Source organism: Paraburkholderia sp. BCC1885, assembly GCF_900996235.1.
In the GTDB taxonomy this organism is placed as follows: Bacteria; Pseudomonadota; Gammaproteobacteria; order Burkholderiales; family Burkholderiaceae; genus Paraburkholderia.
In genome coordinates, this window is sequence record NZ_CAAJGM010000166.1 from 82375 (window position 1) to 100872 (window position 18498).

The window sequence follows — 18498 nt, forward strand, 5'->3', positions numbered from 1 at the left end:
ACGTCTTGCGCACGCCTTTTTCACGCACCACGCTTCGCCGAGACCCGTTATGGCCACAGCCCCCGCCGCATTGCATCCGTTCGTCTACCTCGCCTCCCAAAGTCCGCGCCGCCAGGAACTGTTGCAACAGCTTGGCGTGCGCTATGAACTGTTGCTGCCGCGTCCGGATGAAGATGCCGAAGCATTGGAGGCCGAGTTACCCGGCGAGCGCGCGCATGCTTACGTCGTGCGCGTCTGCGAGGCGAAGGCCAGGGCGGCGCGCGCGCGGCTCGTGGCCGGCGGCCACACCGAGGCGCCGATTCTGGTGGCGGATACCACGGTTACGATCGATGACGCGATTCTCGGCAAACCCGTGGATGCTGACGACGCCGTGACGATGCTCTCGCGTCTCGCGGGACGCGAACACGAGGTGCTGACCGCGCTCGCCGTCGTCGCTGCGGATGGCGCGCTGCTGCCCGCTGCCTTGTCGGTCTCGCGCGTGCGGTTTGCTGCAGTCCAGGCGGACGCGCTGCGCCGTTACGTGGCAAGCGGCGAGCCGTTCGGCAAGGCGGGCGCCTATGGCGTGCAGGGGCGCGCCGCGGAGTTCATCGAGCGTATCGAGGGGTCCTATTCAGGTATCATGGGTTTGCCTCTTTTTGAAACCGCTGCGCTCCTGCGTGCAGCGCGCATCGACTTCTAGAACAAGACCATGAATGAAGAAATCCTGATCAATGTCACGCCGCAGGAAACGCGCGTCGCGCTCGTCCAGCAAGGCGCCGTCCAGGAACTTCACGTCGAACGCACACTGTCGCGCGGACGCGTCGGCAACGTCTATCTCGGCAAGGTGGTTCGCGTGTTGCCCGGGATGCAGTCGGCCTTTATCGACATCGGGCTCGAGCGCGCTGCGTTTCTGCACGTCGCCGACATCTGGCATCCGCGCATCGCTGGTGAGCCGCAACATCAGGTCGCGCATCAGCCGATCGAGAAGATCGTCTTCGAAGGTCAGACGCTGATGGTGCAGGTAGTCAAGGATCCGATCGGCACCAAAGGCGCGCGCCTCTCGACGCAGGTGAGTATCGCCGGTCGCACGCTGGTGTATCTGCCGCAGGAACCGCATATCGGAATCTCGCAAAAGATCGAGAGCGAGGCCGAGCGTGAAGCGATTCGTGCGCGTCTGACCGCCGTGCTGCCCGCTGACGAAAAAGGCGGCTACATCGTGCGCACGATTGCCGAGGACGCCACCAGCGAGGAGCTGGCCAGCGACGTGGCGTATCTGCGCAAGACGTGGGCGACGATTCTCTCGCAAGGCCAACGCATGCCGCCGACGAGCCTGCTGTATCAGGACCTGAACCTTGCCCAGCGCGTGCTGCGCGACTTCGTCAACGACGAGACCTCGCGCATCCAGGTCGATTCACGCGAGACGTTCCAGATGCTTTCCGATTTCGCGGCGGAGTTCACGCCGGCGGTGTCGTCGAAGCTGCATCATTACGCCGGCGAACGGCCGCTGTTCGATCTGTACAACATCGAAGCGGAAATTCAGCGGGCGTTGTCGCGGCGTGTGGATCTGAAGTCGGGCGGCTATCTCGTGATCGACCAGACCGAGGCGATGACGACAATCGACGTGAACACCGGCGGTTACGTCGGGGCGCGCAATTTCGACGATACGATCTTCAAGACCAACCTCGAAGCGGCGCATACCATCGCGCGACAGTTGCGACTGCGCAATCTGGGCGGCGTGATCATCATCGACTTCATCGATATGGAGAACACCGAGCATCGCGACCAGGTACTCGGCGAGTTGAAGAAGGCCTTGTCACGCGACCGCACGCGCGTCACCGTAAACGGCTTCTCGCAACTGGGTCTGGTGGAAATGACGCGCAAGCGGACGCGCGAGTCGCTCGCGCATGTGCTGTGCGAACCTTGTCCGGTGTGCCAGGGCAAGGGGCAGGTGAAGACACCGCGTACCGTGTGCTACGACGTGCTGCGCGAGATTTTGCGCGAGTCGCGCCAGTTCAATCCACGCGAGTTCCGGGTTGTGGCTTCGCAGCAGGTGATCGATCTGTTTCTTGAGGAAGAGTCGCAGCATCTGGCTATGTTGATCGATTTTATCGGCAAGCCGGTGTCGTTGCAGGTGGAATCGAATTTGAGTCAGGAGCAGTACGATATCGTTCTGATGTAGCTTAATTGACGTCTATTGACGTTCAGGGGAAATCGCCGTTAGCCCTTACTGGCGGGCGTTCCCCGGAAAATTCAGTTAATTGCCGTTGATCCCTCACTGACATTCAGATCGCAAGTGGATTCGTGCCGGCTCGCCCGTCGCAAAGTCGGACGGCGGCGGGCTCACGTTACGCTGCCGGCGCGGCGACATGGACAAGAAAGCCGACCCGCGATGGTCGGCTTTCTCTTTTATTTTGAGCGACCGCATAGTCGAGCTATCTCGTAAACAACTCCCCTCTCAACCTGCTAGGTTTACGCCGTCACAAGATACAGGGCGAGTAATGGGCGGTACTGAACTGAAAACAGACGCTTCGCAGCGGTGGATGATGTACAGCAACGAGGCCTACGGGAGTGGGCGCATCTTTCTTACTACCGAGCAGAAACAGGCGGTCGAAGAGGGCAAGAAGTTCTCCCAACGCGCATACGCGGAGGTATGGGCAAAGGATGCCGCGCTCGTGGAGCGCGTCCGCTCGTTTCTCGGGACGCACTTCCATTGGCACCAGCGGCTGGCGAAGGCCGGCACGGATCTGGAAGTCATCCAGACCTTGCAGTCCATGATTCGCGGTGAGGGCGTTGTGTTAGTCACCGAGCAATCCCGTTCAGGCGGCTCCGTTGCGGCCGCTACTCCGGCACAGCCGAAAGTGCGTAGCTTTCGCGAATCGTTGATGACCGAATACGGCATGACTTACGACGCCGCGACGGCCTACATCGAAAACTATAACGACATGGTGGACCGCATTAATGCGATTACGGACCGCTATGCGAACGGCGCCGCTTCGTCACTGGCCGACACCGCGGACGATCTGACGGAAAACGCTACACCGCTCGGCGATGCGCAGCCGTTCGAGTATCAGTCCGATATGCCGTATGGCGACGCTGAAGAACTGGCGGCGACGACAAATAGCCCGCGCTACGCTGCCAAAATGCTCGGATACGACAAAAACACGTTTAGCGACATGCTCCACGTGTTCAAGCCTGCAAACGGCCTAGGCCCTGCTGATAACGTGATTTTTCACGATGACGGAAGCGTCGAATTCAACGGCCACATGCTAGACGACAACATCCACAACTATGCGCCCTGACGAGAAACCCATCCGCCCCACTCACGCGCTCGCACATGCGACGTTCATCATTTCCGGGGAGTCCGTTTCCCCTGAGTTTTGGTCCGCCTACTTCGGGATGCAACCGGATCGAGCGATCACGAAAGGACAATCGTTCAAACTCCCTTCGGGCAAGCTGAGTCCCCGCCCGGGGAGATTCGGCCTTTGGGCTGTCGAAAGCAAGGCTGCGGTGCAGAGCGACGATCTAAGCCCGCACCTGAAATACCTGATGACACGTCTTGGTCTGCCGCGTGCCGATTTACGCGAACTCGCCAAGACGCAAGGGGCGAAGGTAGCAGTTTGGTGCTACTGGATGAACGAGACCGGCGACCGTGTCCCCGGCGTGCCTGACGACATTCGGGCGATGATAGAGACGCTGGGCGGCACTATCGAGATTGACGAATATCGATAGTGCTCTGATTCATTGATGGCACATACGAACCTGCTCGGGCTCGAATCCTTCGACACCCGGGCCTTCTCCTACTCCCGCCCACCCTTCTCACTATCCAGATGCGCCATCTGCGCAGCCGCATAGCGCTCGCCTGCAGCGGCGCCGTTCGGTACCGCCTCGGCAATCGCCGCAAGATCGTCATCGCTAAGCCGCACGTCCGCAGCACCCAGCGCTTCCGTCAGGCGGTCGCGCCGACGCGCGCCGATCAGCGGCACGATGTCGTTGCCCTGCGCGGAGACCCACGCAATCGCGATCTGCGCAACGGTCACGCCCCTGGCTTGCGCCACCTTGCGAAGCGCGTCGACGAGGGCGAGATTGTGGTCCACGTTGTCGCCCTGAAAGCGCGGGCTCATTGCGCGAAAATCGCCCTTACCTGCTGACTCTTTGGTCCAATGGCCGCTGATCAGCCCGCGTGACAGCACACCATACGCCGTCACGCCAATCCCCAGCTCGCGGCACACCGGCAGGATTTCTTCTTCGATGCCACGCGAAATCAGCGAGTATTCGATCTGCAGGTCGCTGACCGGATGCACCGCCGCCGCGCGGCGAATCGTCTTCGCGCCCATCTCGGAGAGTCCCACGTGCCGCACGTAGCCGGCCTTGATTATGTCGGCGATGGCGCCAACCGTGTCTTCGATCGGCACATTCGGATCCAGCCGCGCGGGACGGTAGATATCAATGTGATCGACGCCCAGACGTTGCAGCGAGTAGGCGAGGAAGTTCTTCACGGCCGCCGGGCGCGCGTCGTAAAGCGACCAGCCGCCTGCCGGGTCGCGCATCGCGCCGAACTTCACGCTGATGATGGCCGAGTCGCGGCGCGACGGCGGCGCGCTTTTCAGCGCCTCGCCAATCAGCATTTCGTTGTGGCCCGAGCCATAGAAATCCCCGGTATCCAGCAGCGTGATGCCCGCTTCGAGCGCGGCGTGGATGGTGGCGATGCTCTCGGCCCGGTCGGAGGGTCCGTACATGCCCGACATGCCCATACAGCCCAGACCCAGCGCCGAGCTTTGCGGGCCGGTCTTGCCCAGTTGCAGTTGTTTCATGGTGGTCCTCGGTAGGTGCGCCATCCGGTCCGGCAGGCGCTTGACCTCAAGTATCAGCGGTTTTCCGGCGTGCGATAATCCCCCTCAATTCGAATGACCCGTGCGGAAAACCGAACAATGCAGGAACCCGATCTTTCCGATCTGAAAGCCTTTGTCGCCGTCACGCAGGAGCGCGGCTTCCGGCATGCGGCGTCCGTCCGCGGCGTGTCGGCTTCGTCGCTTAGCGAGGCCATCCGGCGCCTTGAGCAACGATTGGGCGTCAGACTGCTCAATCGCACCACGCGCAGCGTCACCCCTACTGAAGCCGGGCAACGGCTTTTCGAGCGTCTCGCGCCGGCATTCAGCGAAATCACCACTGCGCTCGACGCCGTCAACCTGTTCCGCGAAAGTCCCACGGGGACGCTGCGGCTGAACGTGCCATCGATTGCGGCGCGGGAGATCCTGCCCGAATTGCTCGCGCGCTTTCTCGCCGCCCATCCGGGCATCACCGTGGATGTCAGCAGCAACGACACGTTTATCGACATCCTCGCCGCCGGTTTCGATGCCGGCATCCGCTACGACGAACGTCTGGAACGCGACATGATCGCCGTGCCGATCGGCCCGCGCGTGCAACACTTCGTCGCCGCGGCCGCGCCGTCCTATCTGACGATGCATGGCACTCCGAAGCATCCGCGCGAGCTGGTCGAGCATGCCTGCATCGGTCACCGCTTCGATAGCGGCGTGCTTGCCACGTGGGAATTCAAACGCGGCAACGAAGTCGTGCGAATCGATGCGAACGGGCCGATGATTGCATCGGTGATCGAACTGCAACGGGGTGCGGCGATTGCTGGCCTCGGTCTTATCTATACGTTCGAAGAGTTTGTGCGACCCGCGATCGAAAGCGGGAAACTCGTGCCGGTGCTTGGCGAGTGGTGGCAGTCATTCAGCGGACCGTTTCTGTACTATCCCAGCCGCACGCATATGCCGGGTCCGTTGCGCGCGTTTGTGGATTTCATTCTCAGACAAGATAGTTCGGAATCCAAATCTTCAGCTTGAGTGTGAGCGCAAATCAGAATCCTTACAGCCAGCACTCAACCGCTCATTGGCAGACACGATCCGCAATACAGAAGAAAGCGCCTTGTTAGCAAAGACTGGCGCAACGCCGACTCGCCCCTCTAAAAAAATTCCTGCCCACAGCGACGGATTCCAGGCTCCCGCCGCGTTAAAGACAACAAAGGCGCCTGCGTCAACAAGCCGACAACCTGTCCTCCGCAAGAATCTGGAAACCATGACGACCCGAATCCTTCTCGTTGACGACGACCCGGAGCTGCGCACGCTCCTGTGCGACTACCTGGCGCGCCAGGGCATTGCGGTGTCGACGTTGCATGACGCGGGCGCGCTGCAGCAACGGCTCGATCACGAGCGGGCGGACGTAGTCGTCCTCGACGTGCAGATGCCCGGCGTCGATGGCCTCACCGCGCTGGGACGGCTGCGCGCGGCAGGCGACGACATCCCCGTCATTCTGCTGAGCGGCCGCTCCGACGACGTGGACCGGATCGTCGGACTCGAAATGGGCGCCGACGATTACATCAGCAAGCCGTTCAATCCACGCGAACTGGTCGCCCGCGTCGAAGCCACCTTGCGGCGCCGCCGCGCGGTGCCGCTGCCCACAGCGCCCGAACAACGCACGCCCTTCGCGTTCGGCTGCTGCAAGCTCGACTTCCAGACACGCACGCTGACCATCGACAGCCGCACGCTGATCCTCTCCGCCACCGAATTCGCCTTGCTCAAGGTCTTTATCAATCACTCGATGCGCACCTTGACGCGCAATCGCCTGATCGAACTTCTATACGGCCCGGAAGGCGAGCGCACCGATCGCGGCGTCGACGTGCAGGTCTGGCGTCTGCGGCAGGTGCTCGAAGCCAATCCGTCTTCGCCACGAATTCTGCAGACGGTGCGCGGCCGCGGCTACGTCTTCGTTCCCGATGGCGAACAACCGGCCACGCGGCAACAACCGGTTTATAGCTAAAGGTCTGGCAGCCTTTGCCGTTACCCTGAATAGAGGACGTCAGCCCGGCTTACGATTACCTCATGGCAGACCGTATCGAAGGCTGCAGCCGCCGCATCAACGCTGCCGGTCGCCGGCATTGCGTTGCGGCGCGCCGCGATAATGGTTCTCAAAAGTTTCGTGCATGCGTTTGAGGAGCGCGAGGTATGGGCCGCCCCGTTCCGTGCCGACCAGTTGCGCGGCGAGAGAATTCGCTTCGTCCCAGAGGCACTCGAATTTTTCGCGTGCTACGGTAACGGGTAACCGCGAGGCCATCAGGTCTTTGAAGTCCTGATCGATGACCTCCGGCGCGCGAGCCGGTTTTGCCGTGGTATCTGGCATGTTGGAATTCCCGAACACGTTTCAGGTTATCTCCGACTATTGCCCAACCGCCGCGCTCGTGGGAGACGTTCGAACTTGCGATACGATCCGAAGAGCGGGAAAACGCTTCGATTGAACGACGGTCCGAAGCGCATCTGGACATCCGGACATTGTACTGTCACGGCAGTGCAAGACTGGGTCGTCAGAATCCCGCTCACAATGAAAATATGCAACGGGGCAAGAGCGTGACCAGTAAATATAAGGTGCTGTTTCTCTGTCGAGAGAACTCAGCGCGCAGCATCATGGCGGAAGCGCTTTTGCGCGAGCTGGCAGGCCACCGCTTCGAAGTTTACAGCGCGGGCGCCGAGCCTGCCGCGCGGGTCCACGCGCTCACCATCGCGCAACTGCGCCCTGGCATTTCCGAGCTGGGCTTGCTCGCGCCTAAAAGCTGGCTGGAATTCACCGGTGAATGGGCGCCGCGCATGGACCTGATCGTCGCGCTCGATGAGCGGGTGGCGGAATATCATGCGCCGGACTTTCCGGGCAAGCCCCTGTTCGTGCAATGGCACTTCGCCGATCCACTCGCGCCGGGCATGACGCCGGAAGAGCGCGCCCGTTCATTCGAAAAGGTGTTCTGGCAAATCGTGCGCCGGATCACGCTGTTCATGGAGTTACCACGCTATACCGTGCCGTCCGCGCCGGCTGAGGCGTGCGCGCCGGACGTCGAAATGACGACGCCCGAACGCGATATCGTCTGCCCAGGCTGAACGGCCAGGCGGCGCCCACGCGGGTATTGACGCTGCGCATCGCGCGGACGGCGAGCCAGTCGTTACTTACTCCGTAGTCCCGTGGGTGGGGTCGCGCGCAGGGCTGCTGCACACTCCCGCTGCGCGCCGCACAAATCCAATCGTTTCAGCGACTTGCGACGTTTGCCCGCGAATTGTCCACAGCCTTCTGAACAGATTGTGTGGACAACTCCGCGGCGGCAAGCGCCGGATGGCATCACTCATGCAGTAAGCAGCCCGCTCGCCGTCAGTGCGGGCTTTGCCAAAGCGACCGCTCCACGGCTGGACAAAGACAGCAAGCTCTGCACCGTCTTTGCGCTGCGAACGGACTATGCTACGGCCATCATGAAGCCCAATACCGAACGCGATTACCATCGACGGATCGCCCGCGTCATCGAGGCGATCCTCGCCAATCCAGGCGCGCCCCATACCGTGGATAGTCTCGCGGCGGTCGCACATCTTTCGCCGTATCACTTTCATCGGATTTACCGCGCCCTGACCGGCGAGAGCATCGCCGAAACCGTGCAGCGTGTGCGGCTCGCACAGGCGGCGTATCGCCTGACCGTCGCTGACGATTCCGTTACCACCGTCGCGGGGAACGTGGGCTATGACAGTCCGCAGGCTTTCGCGCGGGCTTTTCGCGGCTTGACCGGCGTGAGCCCCAGCATCTTCCAGACGCGACAGAAGAACCTTCTCGCGCCGCGCGCTGAGAAAGATCCAATCGCATCGGACGGCACAGAGGCAAGCACTGCCGACGTTTCATTCGTCGAACTCATCGAACTCGCACCGCTCGATGTCCTGGGTCTTCGCCACCAGGGACCGACCGCCACCATCAAGCAAACGTTCAGGACGTTATCGCAGACGCTCGGCCGGGAGATGGATTCAACGCGGGTCCTCGGCAAGATCGGCATCGTTTCAGGGGACCCCGAAGACGAGCACGGCGATTTCCGTTACCTCGCCGGCGTCGTGACGGCCGAGCCAATGGAAGCGGTCGGGCCACTTGAGGCGACGCGCGTCGAAGGCGGCTTGTATGCGGCTCATCGTCTCGTCGGACCTTATGCGCTGATTGGCCCCACGTTCGCCGCGTTGTTCGGCGGCTGGCTGCCGCAAAGCGGCTACGAGCCCGACGACCGGCCCGCGCTGGAACTCTATCGCAACACGCCCTCGGCCGAGCGGCGACATGAATGCATCACTGATCTCTTGATCCCCATTCGTCAGGATTGAATATGCTGCGTCGTTACCTCGCCGTTGCCGTGGCACTCGCTGCCTGCTGCGTTGACTGCTGTGCCGCATCGTCCACACTGGCCGCGGATGTCGACAGCACGGCACCGTATCACGTCGGCGCGGCCCTGCGGCTGATTCACCCGCCCATCGCTCGCGACTGGCGCGGCGCGCAAACTCAGGCACTAGTGACGAACGTCTGGTATCCGGTGGATGCCGCGATTCCCGAAACATCGCGTGAGATCGGCGCTCCGGGCCATCCGCTTTTTAAAGGACATCCGCTCGCCGCAAACGCGCCGCTCTCGCCCGCTCGCGCAAAGTATCCGCTGCTTGTGCTGTCGCACGGCACGGGCGGGAGCGCCGCGAGCCTCGACTGGCTGGCGTCCGCGCTGGCGGCGAATGGCTATATCGTGGCCGGCGTGAATCATCCCGGCAATAATGCGCTGGAACCGTTGACCTTCGACGGCTTCATCCTGTGGTGGGAACGCGCGACCGACATCAGTGAAGTGCTCGATAACGTACTCGCCGATCCTGCACTCGGCGCACACATCGACACGACCCGCATCGGCGCAGTGGGATTCTCGCTTGGCGGCTATACGGTGCTCGAATTGGCCGGCGCACGCACCAACCTGAAGCGCTTCCTGGACTTCTGCGCGTCATCAGCCGCGGATGCGATTTGCCGTCCGCCGGAAATGGATCGTCTCGCGGACGGCGCGCATGCACCGAGCCATTTCTCGCCCGAGACCACGGCCTCCATGGCGCAATCCGGCGACTCGTATCGCGACCCGCGCATCAAGGCGGTGTTCGCCATTGCTCCCGCCCTGGGTGAGGCGTTCGACCAAACGTCCTTCGCCGACGTTCACATTCCCGTTTCATTGATGGCGGGTACGGCCGATAAAATCGCGCCGCCGCAAACCAATATCCAGCGGATTGCAGGGTTGCTGCCGGGCGCGACGGTGCTTATGGTGCCGGGGGCGGCGCACAATACCTATCTGGACACATGCCTTACGGACGCCGTCGTAAGCACTCCTGTGATTTGCGACGACGGTCCCGGCGTCGAGCGGGACGCGATTCATGCGCAAGCCGTCGAACAGGCGCTCGCATTTTTCGGGAACACGTTGCCGGCGGCCAGGCAGTAGACACGCGGTGGACGGATACGGCGGCGTCTGAGGGCTCAGTTCGCCGCCGTCCGCATGGCCCGGTATTCGCGCCGCACGATCTCCATCAATTCCGCCACCGACGTACTCGCGGATTCCTTCTCGTAGGTCACACGGCCGCGCTGCATCAGCATGACGCGGTCGGCAATGTCGAGTGTCTGCGCGTAGTTGTGCATGATCATCACGATCGACAAGCCGCCCTTCTCTTTCAGACGCAGCACGAGATCGATGATCAGGCCGGCTTCGCGAGCGCCCATCGCGGCAAGCGGTTCGTCGAGCAACAAAATCTTCGCGTTCGAATTGACCGCGCGCGCCACCGCGATCGCCTGGCGCTGGCCGCCGGAAAGCTGCTCGACCGGCAAGTCCACCGAAGGCACCCGCACGCCGATCTCTTCGAGACATTCGGCCGCGCGCGATCGCATCGCGCGGTTATTCAACAGGCGAAACGGCCCCGGATGAATGATCTCGCGGTTCAGGAACATGTTGTGATAGATACTCAGCGAGTTCGCCAACGCCAGATCCTGATAGACGCATTCGATGCCGAGCGAACGCGCGTGATCGACCGAGCGCAGCAAGGTCTCCTCGCCGTCGATAAAGAGCTTGCCGCTGGTCTGCTGGTGAAAGCCGGTGAGTATCTTGATCAGCGTCGATTTGCCCGCGCCGTTGTCGCCCAGCACGCCGAGAATCTCGCCGGGCTTAAGCGTCAACGACACGCCATCGAGTGCGGTAACGGCGCCAAAGCGCTTGACGATCTCGTCACCGCGCAGCGCATACGCCCCTTCGGACATCACGACTCTCCCTTACTTGCGCGCGAGACGCACGACGTGGATGTTGAAGATCATCGCGGCAAGAATCGCGGCGCCGAGAATCATATTGAAAGTGAAGGCGTTGATGCCGATCAGCGTAAAGCCATCATTCAGGATGCCTAACACTGCCGCGCCGATCAGGCCGCCGATGATCGTACCCGAACCGCCCGCGAGCGGCGTGCCGCCGATCACGGCCGCGGCGACGGCCAGGAACATGATCTGATTGCCGCCGGCCTGCGGATCGATCGAGGTAATGCGGAATCCTTCCAGAATCCCCGTAAAACCGGCCAGCACCGCGGCAATGACGAAGTTGCCGAGTTTCAGCCGCTTGACGTTGATCCCCGCCTCGCTCGACCCCAGCGGATTCGCTCCGGATGCGATCGTGTGCAAACCCCAGCGCGTATTGCGCAACAGGACGTGCATGAAGGCCGCAATCGCGACGGTCCAGATGATCTCGCTATAGCCCCATGCGCCCATGAAAGCGGCAAAGTCGTTGCCTTCGGGCGTGGACACCGGCGTGCCGCGCGAGATCGTCAGCGTGAGGCCGTTGATGAAGAACAGCGTGCCAAGCGTCGTCACGAACGAGGGAATGCGCAGATACACCGTTACCGCGCCATTGATCAGCCCCACCACAGCGGCGGCCAGCACGCCCACGATCAGCGCGATCCATGTAGGCGCCCCGGCCTCGTGTGCGAAGTGCATGATGAATGGCGCAAACGCGAACACCATGCCGGCGGACAGATCGATCTCGCCACCGATCATCAACATGATTTCGCCGCACGCGATAATCGCCACCGGCGCAATGAACTGCGAGAGATTTTCGAGGCTGGCGCTAGTCAGCAGAAAATCGTGATTGGCAATTTCGAAGTAGGCAGCCAGAATCAGCGCGACTGCCAAAATGCGAATCTCACTGGAGCGTCCAATCGCACCAGGCCAGCGTCTGGTGCGATTGCCCGATTTGGTATCGGTTACGGACGACATTACGATTTGATCCCACCGCTATGCGGCACGATTTGCGGCTTCGTGCTCTTGCCCTCATAACGCGTTTCGGTGTTGAGGTAAGGATCGACCGTGCCCTTGGTGACGAACTTCAGACCCGAGTTGACGTTAGCCGGTCCGACGAGGCCACCCGAGGCGAGGAACGTGAACGCTTCCACCACGGTATAAAAGCCTTGTACGTAGGGCTGCTGATCAATCGTGAAATCGAGGAAGCCGTCGTGAATCAACTGCACCGTGCGCGGCAGCAGGTCGAAGCCGCCACCATGCACGCCCTTTGACGGAAGGTTCGATTCCTTCATCACTTCCGCTACACCCTGGGTGCTGCCCGCGTCGACCGCGAACATGCCCTTCACATCCTGGTGGCCCAGATAGAACGACTTGATCTTCGAGAGTTCTTCGTTGACGGTCGCGCCCGTTGCGATGGTCTGCACCTCGATCTTCTTGCCGGACTTCTTGATCGCGTCGGCCGCACCGTCCAGACGCGGCTGAATGTTGAGCTGCCCTGGCGTGGCGATAAAGAGCGCGACGAGCCCGCTGTCGACCAGGCTGGCAATGCGCTCGCCCATCTGATAACCCGACAGATACAGGTCCTGGCCGATGTACGCGAGCCGCGGATTGGTGCTGCCGCGCGGCGCATCGGCGTTGTAGGCGAACACCGGAATGCCCGCGTCCAGTGCTTTCTGGATCGGACCGTCAAATGCCTTGGGATCGACGATCGGCACCGCGATGGCATCGGCCTTGGCGGCAATGGCGGCATTCATTGCGTTGACCATCTCGCCGACGTCTGCGTTGGCCGAACCGGTCCACTGATAATCCATGCCGAACAATGCACAGGCATCCTCAATGCCGTACTGCGTCGGCACAAAGAACGGATTGGTGGTCACGTGGTTGACGAAAACGATCTTCCATTTCTTGTGCGATGGGAACGGCGCGGCGTCGGCTGCGAAGGCCGGCGTTGAAATGCCGCCTAGCATGGCCATCGCCGCCGCGAGTCCCGCGCCTTGCAGCAAACCGCGCCGCATGCCCTGCACTTCGCCCCGTCCTTCGTCCTTCTTGTCTTCCCGCTCCTCGGCCATGTCATTCTCCCGTCTCTGTTGTTCGAACTCACTGTTCATGACGGCACAGGCCGGGAAAGCGCCGTTGCCGGGCATTACCGCGTCCAGCGGACTTGCTTGCTGAAACAGCAGGCGGTCCGCATGACAATCCACGAAAAATGCTATATCAGGCACCAACGACGAATAATCGATGTATACCCTAAAGTAGTCCGACTATTTCTTGCGGGATCGATTCCATTCGCACCGCATTGTTTAGTTGACCTTTCAGATTGAACACGCCGCATGGCGCAGAGATGACATCGGATGGCGTTTTGCATCGACCACCTGGTGTCTTGCAACGCAGCAAAATCCATCATGCATTAGGGCATCCGGTTCAGTGTTCGGACTTCCAGGCTCCGGATTCATCCTGGCACTCCAGATTGCACGAATAGTATTACTATCGTCACAGCCTAAGGAGAGTGCTGTATGAAGGACGCGAAACGCACGCTACGTTCTGCCCACTGGTTCGGCACCGCCGACAAGAACGGCTTCATGTACCGAAGCTGGATGAAGAATCAGGGCATCCCCGATCACGAATTCCAGGGCAAACCGATCATCGGAATCTGCAATACATGGTCGGAATTGACGCCATGTAACGCGCACTTTCGCAAGATCGCGGAGCACGTCAAGCGCGGCGTGTTCGAAGCGGGTGGCTTTCCCGTGGAATTTCCGGTGTTCTCGAATGGCGAATCGAATCTGCGCCCCACGGCCATGTTTACGCGCAACCTGGCCAGCATGGACGTGGAGGAATCGATTCGCGGCAATCCGATCGACGCCGTGGTGCTGCTCGCGGGCTGCGACAAGACCACCCCCGCGCTGCTGATGGGCGCGGCCAGCTGCGACGTGCCGGCCATCATGGTGAGCGGCGGACCGATGCTCAACGGCAAGCATCATGGCCGCGATATCGGCTCGGGCACGGTGGTCTGGCAATTGAGCGAGCAGGTCAAGGCCGGCAAGATCTCGTTGCACGAATTCATGTCCGCTGAAGCCGGCATGTCGCGCTCGGCAGGCACCTGCAATACGATGGGCACCGCCTCGACGATGGCCTGCATGGCCGAAGCGCTCGGCGTCACGCTGCCGCACAACGCGGCCATTCCCGCCGTCGATGCACGCCGCTACGTGCTCGCGCATATGTCGGGCATGCGCATCGTCGACATGGCGCTGGCGGACCTCAAGCTGTCGAAGCTGCTCACGCGTGAAGCATTCGAAAACGCGATCCGCGTGAATGCGGCAATCGGCGGCTCGACCAATGCGGCGATTCATCTGAAGGCGATTGCCGGGCGCATTGGCGTGCCTCTGGAGCTGGACGACTGGACCCGCGTCGGTCGCGGCACGCCTACTTTGGTCGACCTGCAGCCGTCGGGCCGTTTCCTGATGGAAGAGTTCTATTACGCGGGCGGTTTGCCCGCTGTCGTCAGGCGTCTGGGCGAAGCGGGCCTGCTGCCGCATCCGGATGCGCTGACCGCCAACGGCCAGTCGCTGTGGGACAACAATCGGGAAGCGCCGATCTATAGCGACGAAGTGATCCGTCCGCTCGACAAACCGCTCGTCGCCGATGGCGGCCTGTGCGTGCTGCGCGGCAATCTCGCGCCGAACGGCGCGGTGCTCAAGCCGTCCGCGGCGACGCCGGCCCTGCTCAGGCATCGCGGCCGCGCTGTGGTATTCGAGAACTTCGACGACTACAAGGCGCGCATCGCCGATCCGGATCTGGACGTCACCGCCGACTCCGTGCTCGTCATGAAGAATTGCGGGCCGAAGGGTTATCCCGGCATGGCCGAAGTGGGCAACATGGGCTTGCCGCCGAAGCTGCTGGCGCAGGGCGTCACCGACATGGTGCGCGTCTCGGACGCGCGCATGAGCGGCACCGCCTACGGCACCGTGGTGCTGCACGTCTCGCCCGAAGCGCGCGCCGGCGGCCCGCTCGCGGTGGTGCGCGAAGGCGACTGGATCGAGATGGATTGTCACGGCGGCCGCTTGCACCTGGACATTAGCGACGCCGAACTGCAAGCACGGCTCGCCGCATGGAAACAAACGTGGGAACCGCTATCGGCCGACGCAAGCGGCTACCGGAGCCTGTATGTCAAGCACGTGCTGCAGGCGGACCAAGGCTGCGATTTCGACTTCCTGGTGGGCTGCCGTGGCGCCGAGGTGCCGCGCCATTCGCATTGAGCAATGCCTGCCGCGCCGCCGTGGCATAACCACCGGGCAGACAAAAACGCCGCGCTCAGTGCTGGACGGTCAAAAAAGACTCACGCCGGATGTTCGCGCACGACTTCCAGAATGCTCTCGGCGTCGGCGCTGGCGTTCTCCAGCTGAACGAGGCTTGCCTGGCGTGCGCCAAGCGCGTCACGGCTCTGGATGGCGGTGAGAATCGCCTTGTGACGCGGCAGGGAGAGCGCGTGCGTATCCGGATGACGGCTCGTCAGCTTGATGGACTCCGACAACGCCAGCGACAACATATTGCCGATATGCGCGAGCAGGTCGTTGTGGGTGGCTGCCATGATGGCGCGATGAAATTCGAGGTCCGGTTCGAGCAGCGCGCTCGCGGTTGACGCGTGCGCCATGCGCTCGTACGCAGAGGCGATGCGGGCCAGATCTTCGCTGGTCGCAGAAGTGGCGGCGAGCGCCGCGGCAGCCGGTTCGATCACGCGCCGCACCGTCAGCAGCGAGTGAAAAAATTCGCCTTCCGGCATGCTGCTCAAGGTCCAGTAGAGGACATCCGGGTCGAGCATGTGCCAGTCTTCACGCGGCTTCACCACGCTGCCCACACGCGGCTTCGACACCACCAGGCCCTTGGCGACCAGCACGCGCGTCGCCTCGCGCAGCACCGGGCGGCTCACGCCGTAGCGCTCGCACAGGTCGGTTTCGGCGGGCAGGCGCTGGCCCGGCTGAACCTTGCCGCTGACGATATCCATGCCAAGCTCCTGCACGATGCGTCCATGCAGGCTCTTGCGTTGTTGCAGATGACGATAATCCATATGAAGAGATCGCGGACCGTGCACGCTTCAGTCGTGACGCGACTGATTTAGCGCTTAAGAAACCCCCGCCCCGTTGCCGCGACGTATCCCGTTCGGCTCGTTCTAGCGTGTGGAGACTCGGTTAAGCATAACACGCGCTCGGCTCGCAAATTAAGCCTCTATCGTGGGACAACATGCGGCCAGGAAAACCTGGCAGTCCCTGGTCTCGTCTCCAGACGCGGGCAAAAACAGCTGGAAGTTCACAGATCGAAACAACATGGGCATGGACGCTAAAATCAGGCCTCACGCACACAGGACGAGACAATGCTAAACGGCAAACACATTGCCATGGTGGCTGCGATGGCTAAAAACCGCGTGATCGGCGCGTCCAACGACATCCCGTGGAAAGCGCCCGGCGAACAGCGGCGTTTTCGCGCGCTCACCGAAGGACATTTGGTGGTGATGGGACGACGCACATATGAATCGATCGGCCGTCCATTGCCCAATCGCGACGTGCTCGTGATCGGCTCGCGGGCGGTGACCGCAGAACGTGTCACCGTGTGCCGTTCGCTGGAGGAAGCGGCGCGCATCATCGGCGAGGATGCGCGCGACGAAATTTTCATCGCCGGTGGCGAACAGATTTATCGCCTGTTCCTGCCGTATGCGGACACGATCTACCTGACGGAAGTCGCCGTAGAACCCGCGGGCGATGCGCTGTTTCCAGCGTTACCCGCAGACTTCGAATGCGTCGAACGGGAAGAGGTCAGCAGCCAACCCGCTTACACCTTCCTGACCTATCGACGCACATCGGCTAACGACGGACAGAACGTCTAAACGTGGTGTCCCACCTCACCGCCTGTTCCAACCGAATCGCCGACCGCGTCGGGCGAGTTCTCCAGCGCGGTGTCGTGATGCAGCAGCAACACCGCCGCCACACCCACCAGTCCCGCCCCGGCAAGACAGAGCAAGCCGGCGCCGAAGCCGCCGGTGCTGTCCTTGATCCAGCCCATTGCAAACGGGCCGAAGAAGCCCGCCAGATTGCCGAGCGAATTCACCACCGCAATGCCGCACGCGGCCGCCGCGCCGGACAGGAACGCCGCCGGCAAGGTCCAGATAATCGGCAGGCAGCCGAAGATGCCGAAGCCCGCAATCGACAACGCCGCCATCTTCAGCACCGGGTTGTCGAGCCCCGCGGCCGCGCCGATCCCGCCCGCTGCGACCAGCAACGCAATCGCCACATGCCACTTGCGTTCGAGCTTGCGATCCGAGCGCCGTCCCCAGATCACCATGCTGATGACGCCCACGATATAGGGCAACGAGGTCACAAAACCCGTTTGCAGATTGGTCAGGCCAAACGACTTGACGATCTGCGGCAGGAAAAAGCTCAGACCGTAATTGGTTGCGTTCGCACCAAAATAGATCAGCGCGATGGCGAGCACGCGCGGATTAAAGAGCGCCTCGCGCACACTGAAATTACGCACGGATTCACGCTTGGCTCGCTCCTGGGCAAGCCGGCTCACGAGCCAGTCTCGCTCTTCCGCCTTCAGCCATTTGGCGTGAGCGGGCTGATCGGTCAGATAGAAAAACACCACGACCGACAACACCAGCGCAGGCGCGGCCTCGAGCAGATACACCCACTGCCATCCGGCCATACCGCCCATGCCGTTAAGGCCGAGCAGCGCGCCCGAAACCGGCGAGCCAATCACAGTGGACAACGGAATCGCCGCCATGAAATAACCGACCACGCGGGCCCGGTACATCGCCGGAAACCACAACGTCAGCAAGAAAATGATGCCTGGGAAAAACCCCGCCTCGGCAATCCCGAGCAGCACACGCAACGTAAAGAACACATGCGCGGCCGACATGCCGGTGTATTTCGCAATGTCGGGAATGAACGCCATGGCACCGGCGAGAATCCCCCACGTGAACATGATGCGGGCAATCCAGCGCCGCGCGCCGAACTTCTCCAGCAGCAGATTAGATGGCACTTCGAAGAAAAAGTACGCAATGAAAAAGATGCCTGCGCCGAAGCCGAATGCACTCGACGACAACCCAAGATCCTTGTTCATCTGCAACGCGGCGAACCCCACGTTAACGCGGTCCAGATACGCCACGAAATAACAGATCACCAGGAACGGGACGAGTCGTGCCGTCACACGCGCCAGAGTACGGGTCTCAATCTCCATGAACGCTCCCCTTAACGAGCAACCCGATGCGGGTTAATGCGGACATCGACGCTTGAGCGGCAATTCACTCAGGTAGCCAAAGAGTAGACGCCCGAACGCTGGCGGCAAAGCGATTTCTGTTTACCGTGTATTCATTATTATGTGCGCAATACGACC

Annotated in this window: 18 protein-coding genes; 11 read left to right on the forward strand and 7 right to left on the reverse strand. The window is 61.7% G+C overall.

The annotated features are described in order from the left end of the window. Positions 1-49 precede the first annotated feature (49 nt). From FQ755_RS16035 to FQ755_RS16050, 4 genes are all read left to right on the forward strand, one after another. Positions 50-679 (forward strand): Maf family protein, encoded by a 630-nt coding sequence (locus FQ755_RS16035; protein WP_144155830.1) that lies wholly within the window; start codon positions 50-52, stop codon positions 677-679. 9 nt (positions 680-688) lie between these two features. Then, positions 689-2158 (forward strand): ribonuclease G, encoded by a 1470-nt coding sequence (rng, locus tag FQ755_RS16040; RefSeq protein ID WP_144155831.1) that lies wholly within the window; start codon positions 689-691, stop codon positions 2156-2158. Positions 2159-2345: 187 nt separating this feature from the next. Continuing rightward, on the forward strand, positions 2346-3278 hold the full coding sequence (locus FQ755_RS16045) for a hypothetical protein (RefSeq protein WP_409937517.1): 933 nt from the start codon (positions 2346-2348) through the stop codon (positions 3276-3278). After that, the gene (locus FQ755_RS16050) at positions 3268-3708 is read left to right on the forward strand and encodes a DUF4279 domain-containing protein (protein WP_144155832.1); all 441 of its coding nucleotides are present in this window, start codon (positions 3268-3270) and stop codon (positions 3706-3708) included. The genes FQ755_RS16045 and FQ755_RS16050 overlap by 11 nt, the downstream gene beginning before the upstream one ends. A 68-nt stretch (positions 3709-3776) precedes the next feature. Here the strand turns inward: FQ755_RS16050 and FQ755_RS16055 are convergent, their stop codons facing one another. Beyond that, the gene (locus FQ755_RS16055; RefSeq protein ID WP_144155833.1) at positions 3777-4790 is read right to left on the reverse strand and encodes an aldo/keto reductase; all 1014 of its coding nucleotides are present in this window, start codon (positions 4788-4790) and stop codon (positions 3777-3779) included. 117 nt (positions 4791-4907) lie between these two features. Here FQ755_RS16055 and FQ755_RS16060 point away from each other — a divergent pair, with 117 nt between their 5' ends. Beyond that, entirely contained in the window at positions 4908-5825 is a 918-nt protein-coding gene (locus FQ755_RS16060; protein ID WP_144155834.1) for a LysR family transcriptional regulator, read from the forward strand. Positions 5826-6057: 232 nt separating this feature from the next. After that, positions 6058-6798: a response regulator gene (locus FQ755_RS16065; RefSeq protein WP_144155835.1), complete on the forward strand. Its 741-nt coding sequence runs from the start codon at positions 6058-6060 to the stop codon at positions 6796-6798. 96 nt (positions 6799-6894) lie between these two features. Here the strand turns inward: FQ755_RS16065 and FQ755_RS16070 are convergent, their stop codons facing one another. After that, entirely contained in the window at positions 6895-7158 is a 264-nt protein-coding gene (locus FQ755_RS16070) for a hypothetical protein (protein WP_144155836.1), read from the reverse strand. A 224-nt stretch (positions 7159-7382) separates the two neighbouring features. Here FQ755_RS16070 and FQ755_RS16075 point away from each other — a divergent pair, with 224 nt between their 5' ends. The 3 genes from FQ755_RS16075 (at position 7383) to FQ755_RS16085 (ending at position 10282) form a co-directional block, all read left to right on the forward strand. Further along, positions 7383-7904, forward strand: coding sequence for a low molecular weight phosphatase family protein (locus tag FQ755_RS16075; protein WP_144155837.1), 522 nt, complete (start codon positions 7383-7385; stop codon positions 7902-7904). A gap of 363 nt (positions 7905-8267) precedes the next feature. Beyond that, the gene (locus tag FQ755_RS16080) at positions 8268-9146 is read left to right on the forward strand and encodes a GyrI-like domain-containing protein (RefSeq protein WP_144155838.1); all 879 of its coding nucleotides are present in this window, start codon (positions 8268-8270) and stop codon (positions 9144-9146) included. 2 nt (positions 9147-9148) lie between these two features. Then, on the forward strand, positions 9149-10282 hold the full coding sequence (locus FQ755_RS16085; protein WP_144155839.1) for an alpha/beta hydrolase family protein: 1134 nt from the start codon (positions 9149-9151) through the stop codon (positions 10280-10282). Positions 10283-10317: 35 nt separating this feature from the next. Here the strand turns inward: FQ755_RS16085 and FQ755_RS16090 are convergent, their stop codons facing one another. Genes FQ755_RS16090 through FQ755_RS16100 form a run of 3 tightly spaced genes read right to left on the reverse strand, consistent with a single transcriptional unit; the run spans position 10318 to position 13181 of the window. Next, a complete protein-coding gene (locus FQ755_RS16090) occupies positions 10318-11088 on the reverse strand; it encodes an ATP-binding cassette domain-containing protein (RefSeq protein WP_144155840.1) in 771 nt (256 codons plus the stop codon). A 12-nt stretch (positions 11089-11100) separates the two neighbouring features. Continuing rightward, positions 11101-12087 (reverse strand): ABC transporter permease, encoded by a 987-nt coding sequence (locus FQ755_RS16095; protein WP_144155841.1) that lies wholly within the window; start codon positions 12085-12087, stop codon positions 11101-11103. Then, positions 12087-13181, reverse strand: coding sequence for a sugar ABC transporter substrate-binding protein (locus FQ755_RS16100; RefSeq protein ID WP_144155842.1), 1095 nt, complete (start codon positions 13179-13181; stop codon positions 12087-12089). The genes FQ755_RS16095 and FQ755_RS16100 overlap by 1 nt, the downstream gene beginning before the upstream one ends. A 444-nt stretch (positions 13182-13625) precedes the next feature. On the opposite strand from FQ755_RS16100, the gene FQ755_RS16105 reads away from it, so the two are divergent. Continuing rightward, positions 13626-15368: an IlvD/Edd family dehydratase gene (locus tag FQ755_RS16105; RefSeq protein WP_144155843.1), complete on the forward strand. Its 1743-nt coding sequence runs from the start codon at positions 13626-13628 to the stop codon at positions 15366-15368. A gap of 80 nt (positions 15369-15448) precedes the next feature. Here the strand turns inward: FQ755_RS16105 and FQ755_RS16110 are convergent, their stop codons facing one another. Then, positions 15449-16177 (reverse strand): FadR/GntR family transcriptional regulator, encoded by a 729-nt coding sequence (locus tag FQ755_RS16110; protein ID WP_144155844.1) that lies wholly within the window; start codon positions 16175-16177, stop codon positions 15449-15451. Between the two features lie 303 nt (positions 16178-16480). Between FQ755_RS16110 and FQ755_RS16115 the strand changes: the two genes are divergently transcribed. Further along, positions 16481-16990 (forward strand): dihydrofolate reductase, encoded by a 510-nt coding sequence (locus FQ755_RS16115; protein WP_144155845.1) that lies wholly within the window; start codon positions 16481-16483, stop codon positions 16988-16990. Here the strand turns inward: FQ755_RS16115 and FQ755_RS16120 are convergent. Continuing rightward, positions 16987-18342, reverse strand: coding sequence for an MFS transporter (locus FQ755_RS16120; protein WP_144155846.1), 1356 nt, complete (start codon positions 18340-18342; stop codon positions 16987-16989). The genes FQ755_RS16115 and FQ755_RS16120 overlap by 4 nt on opposite strands. Positions 18343-18498: the final 156 nt, after the last annotated feature.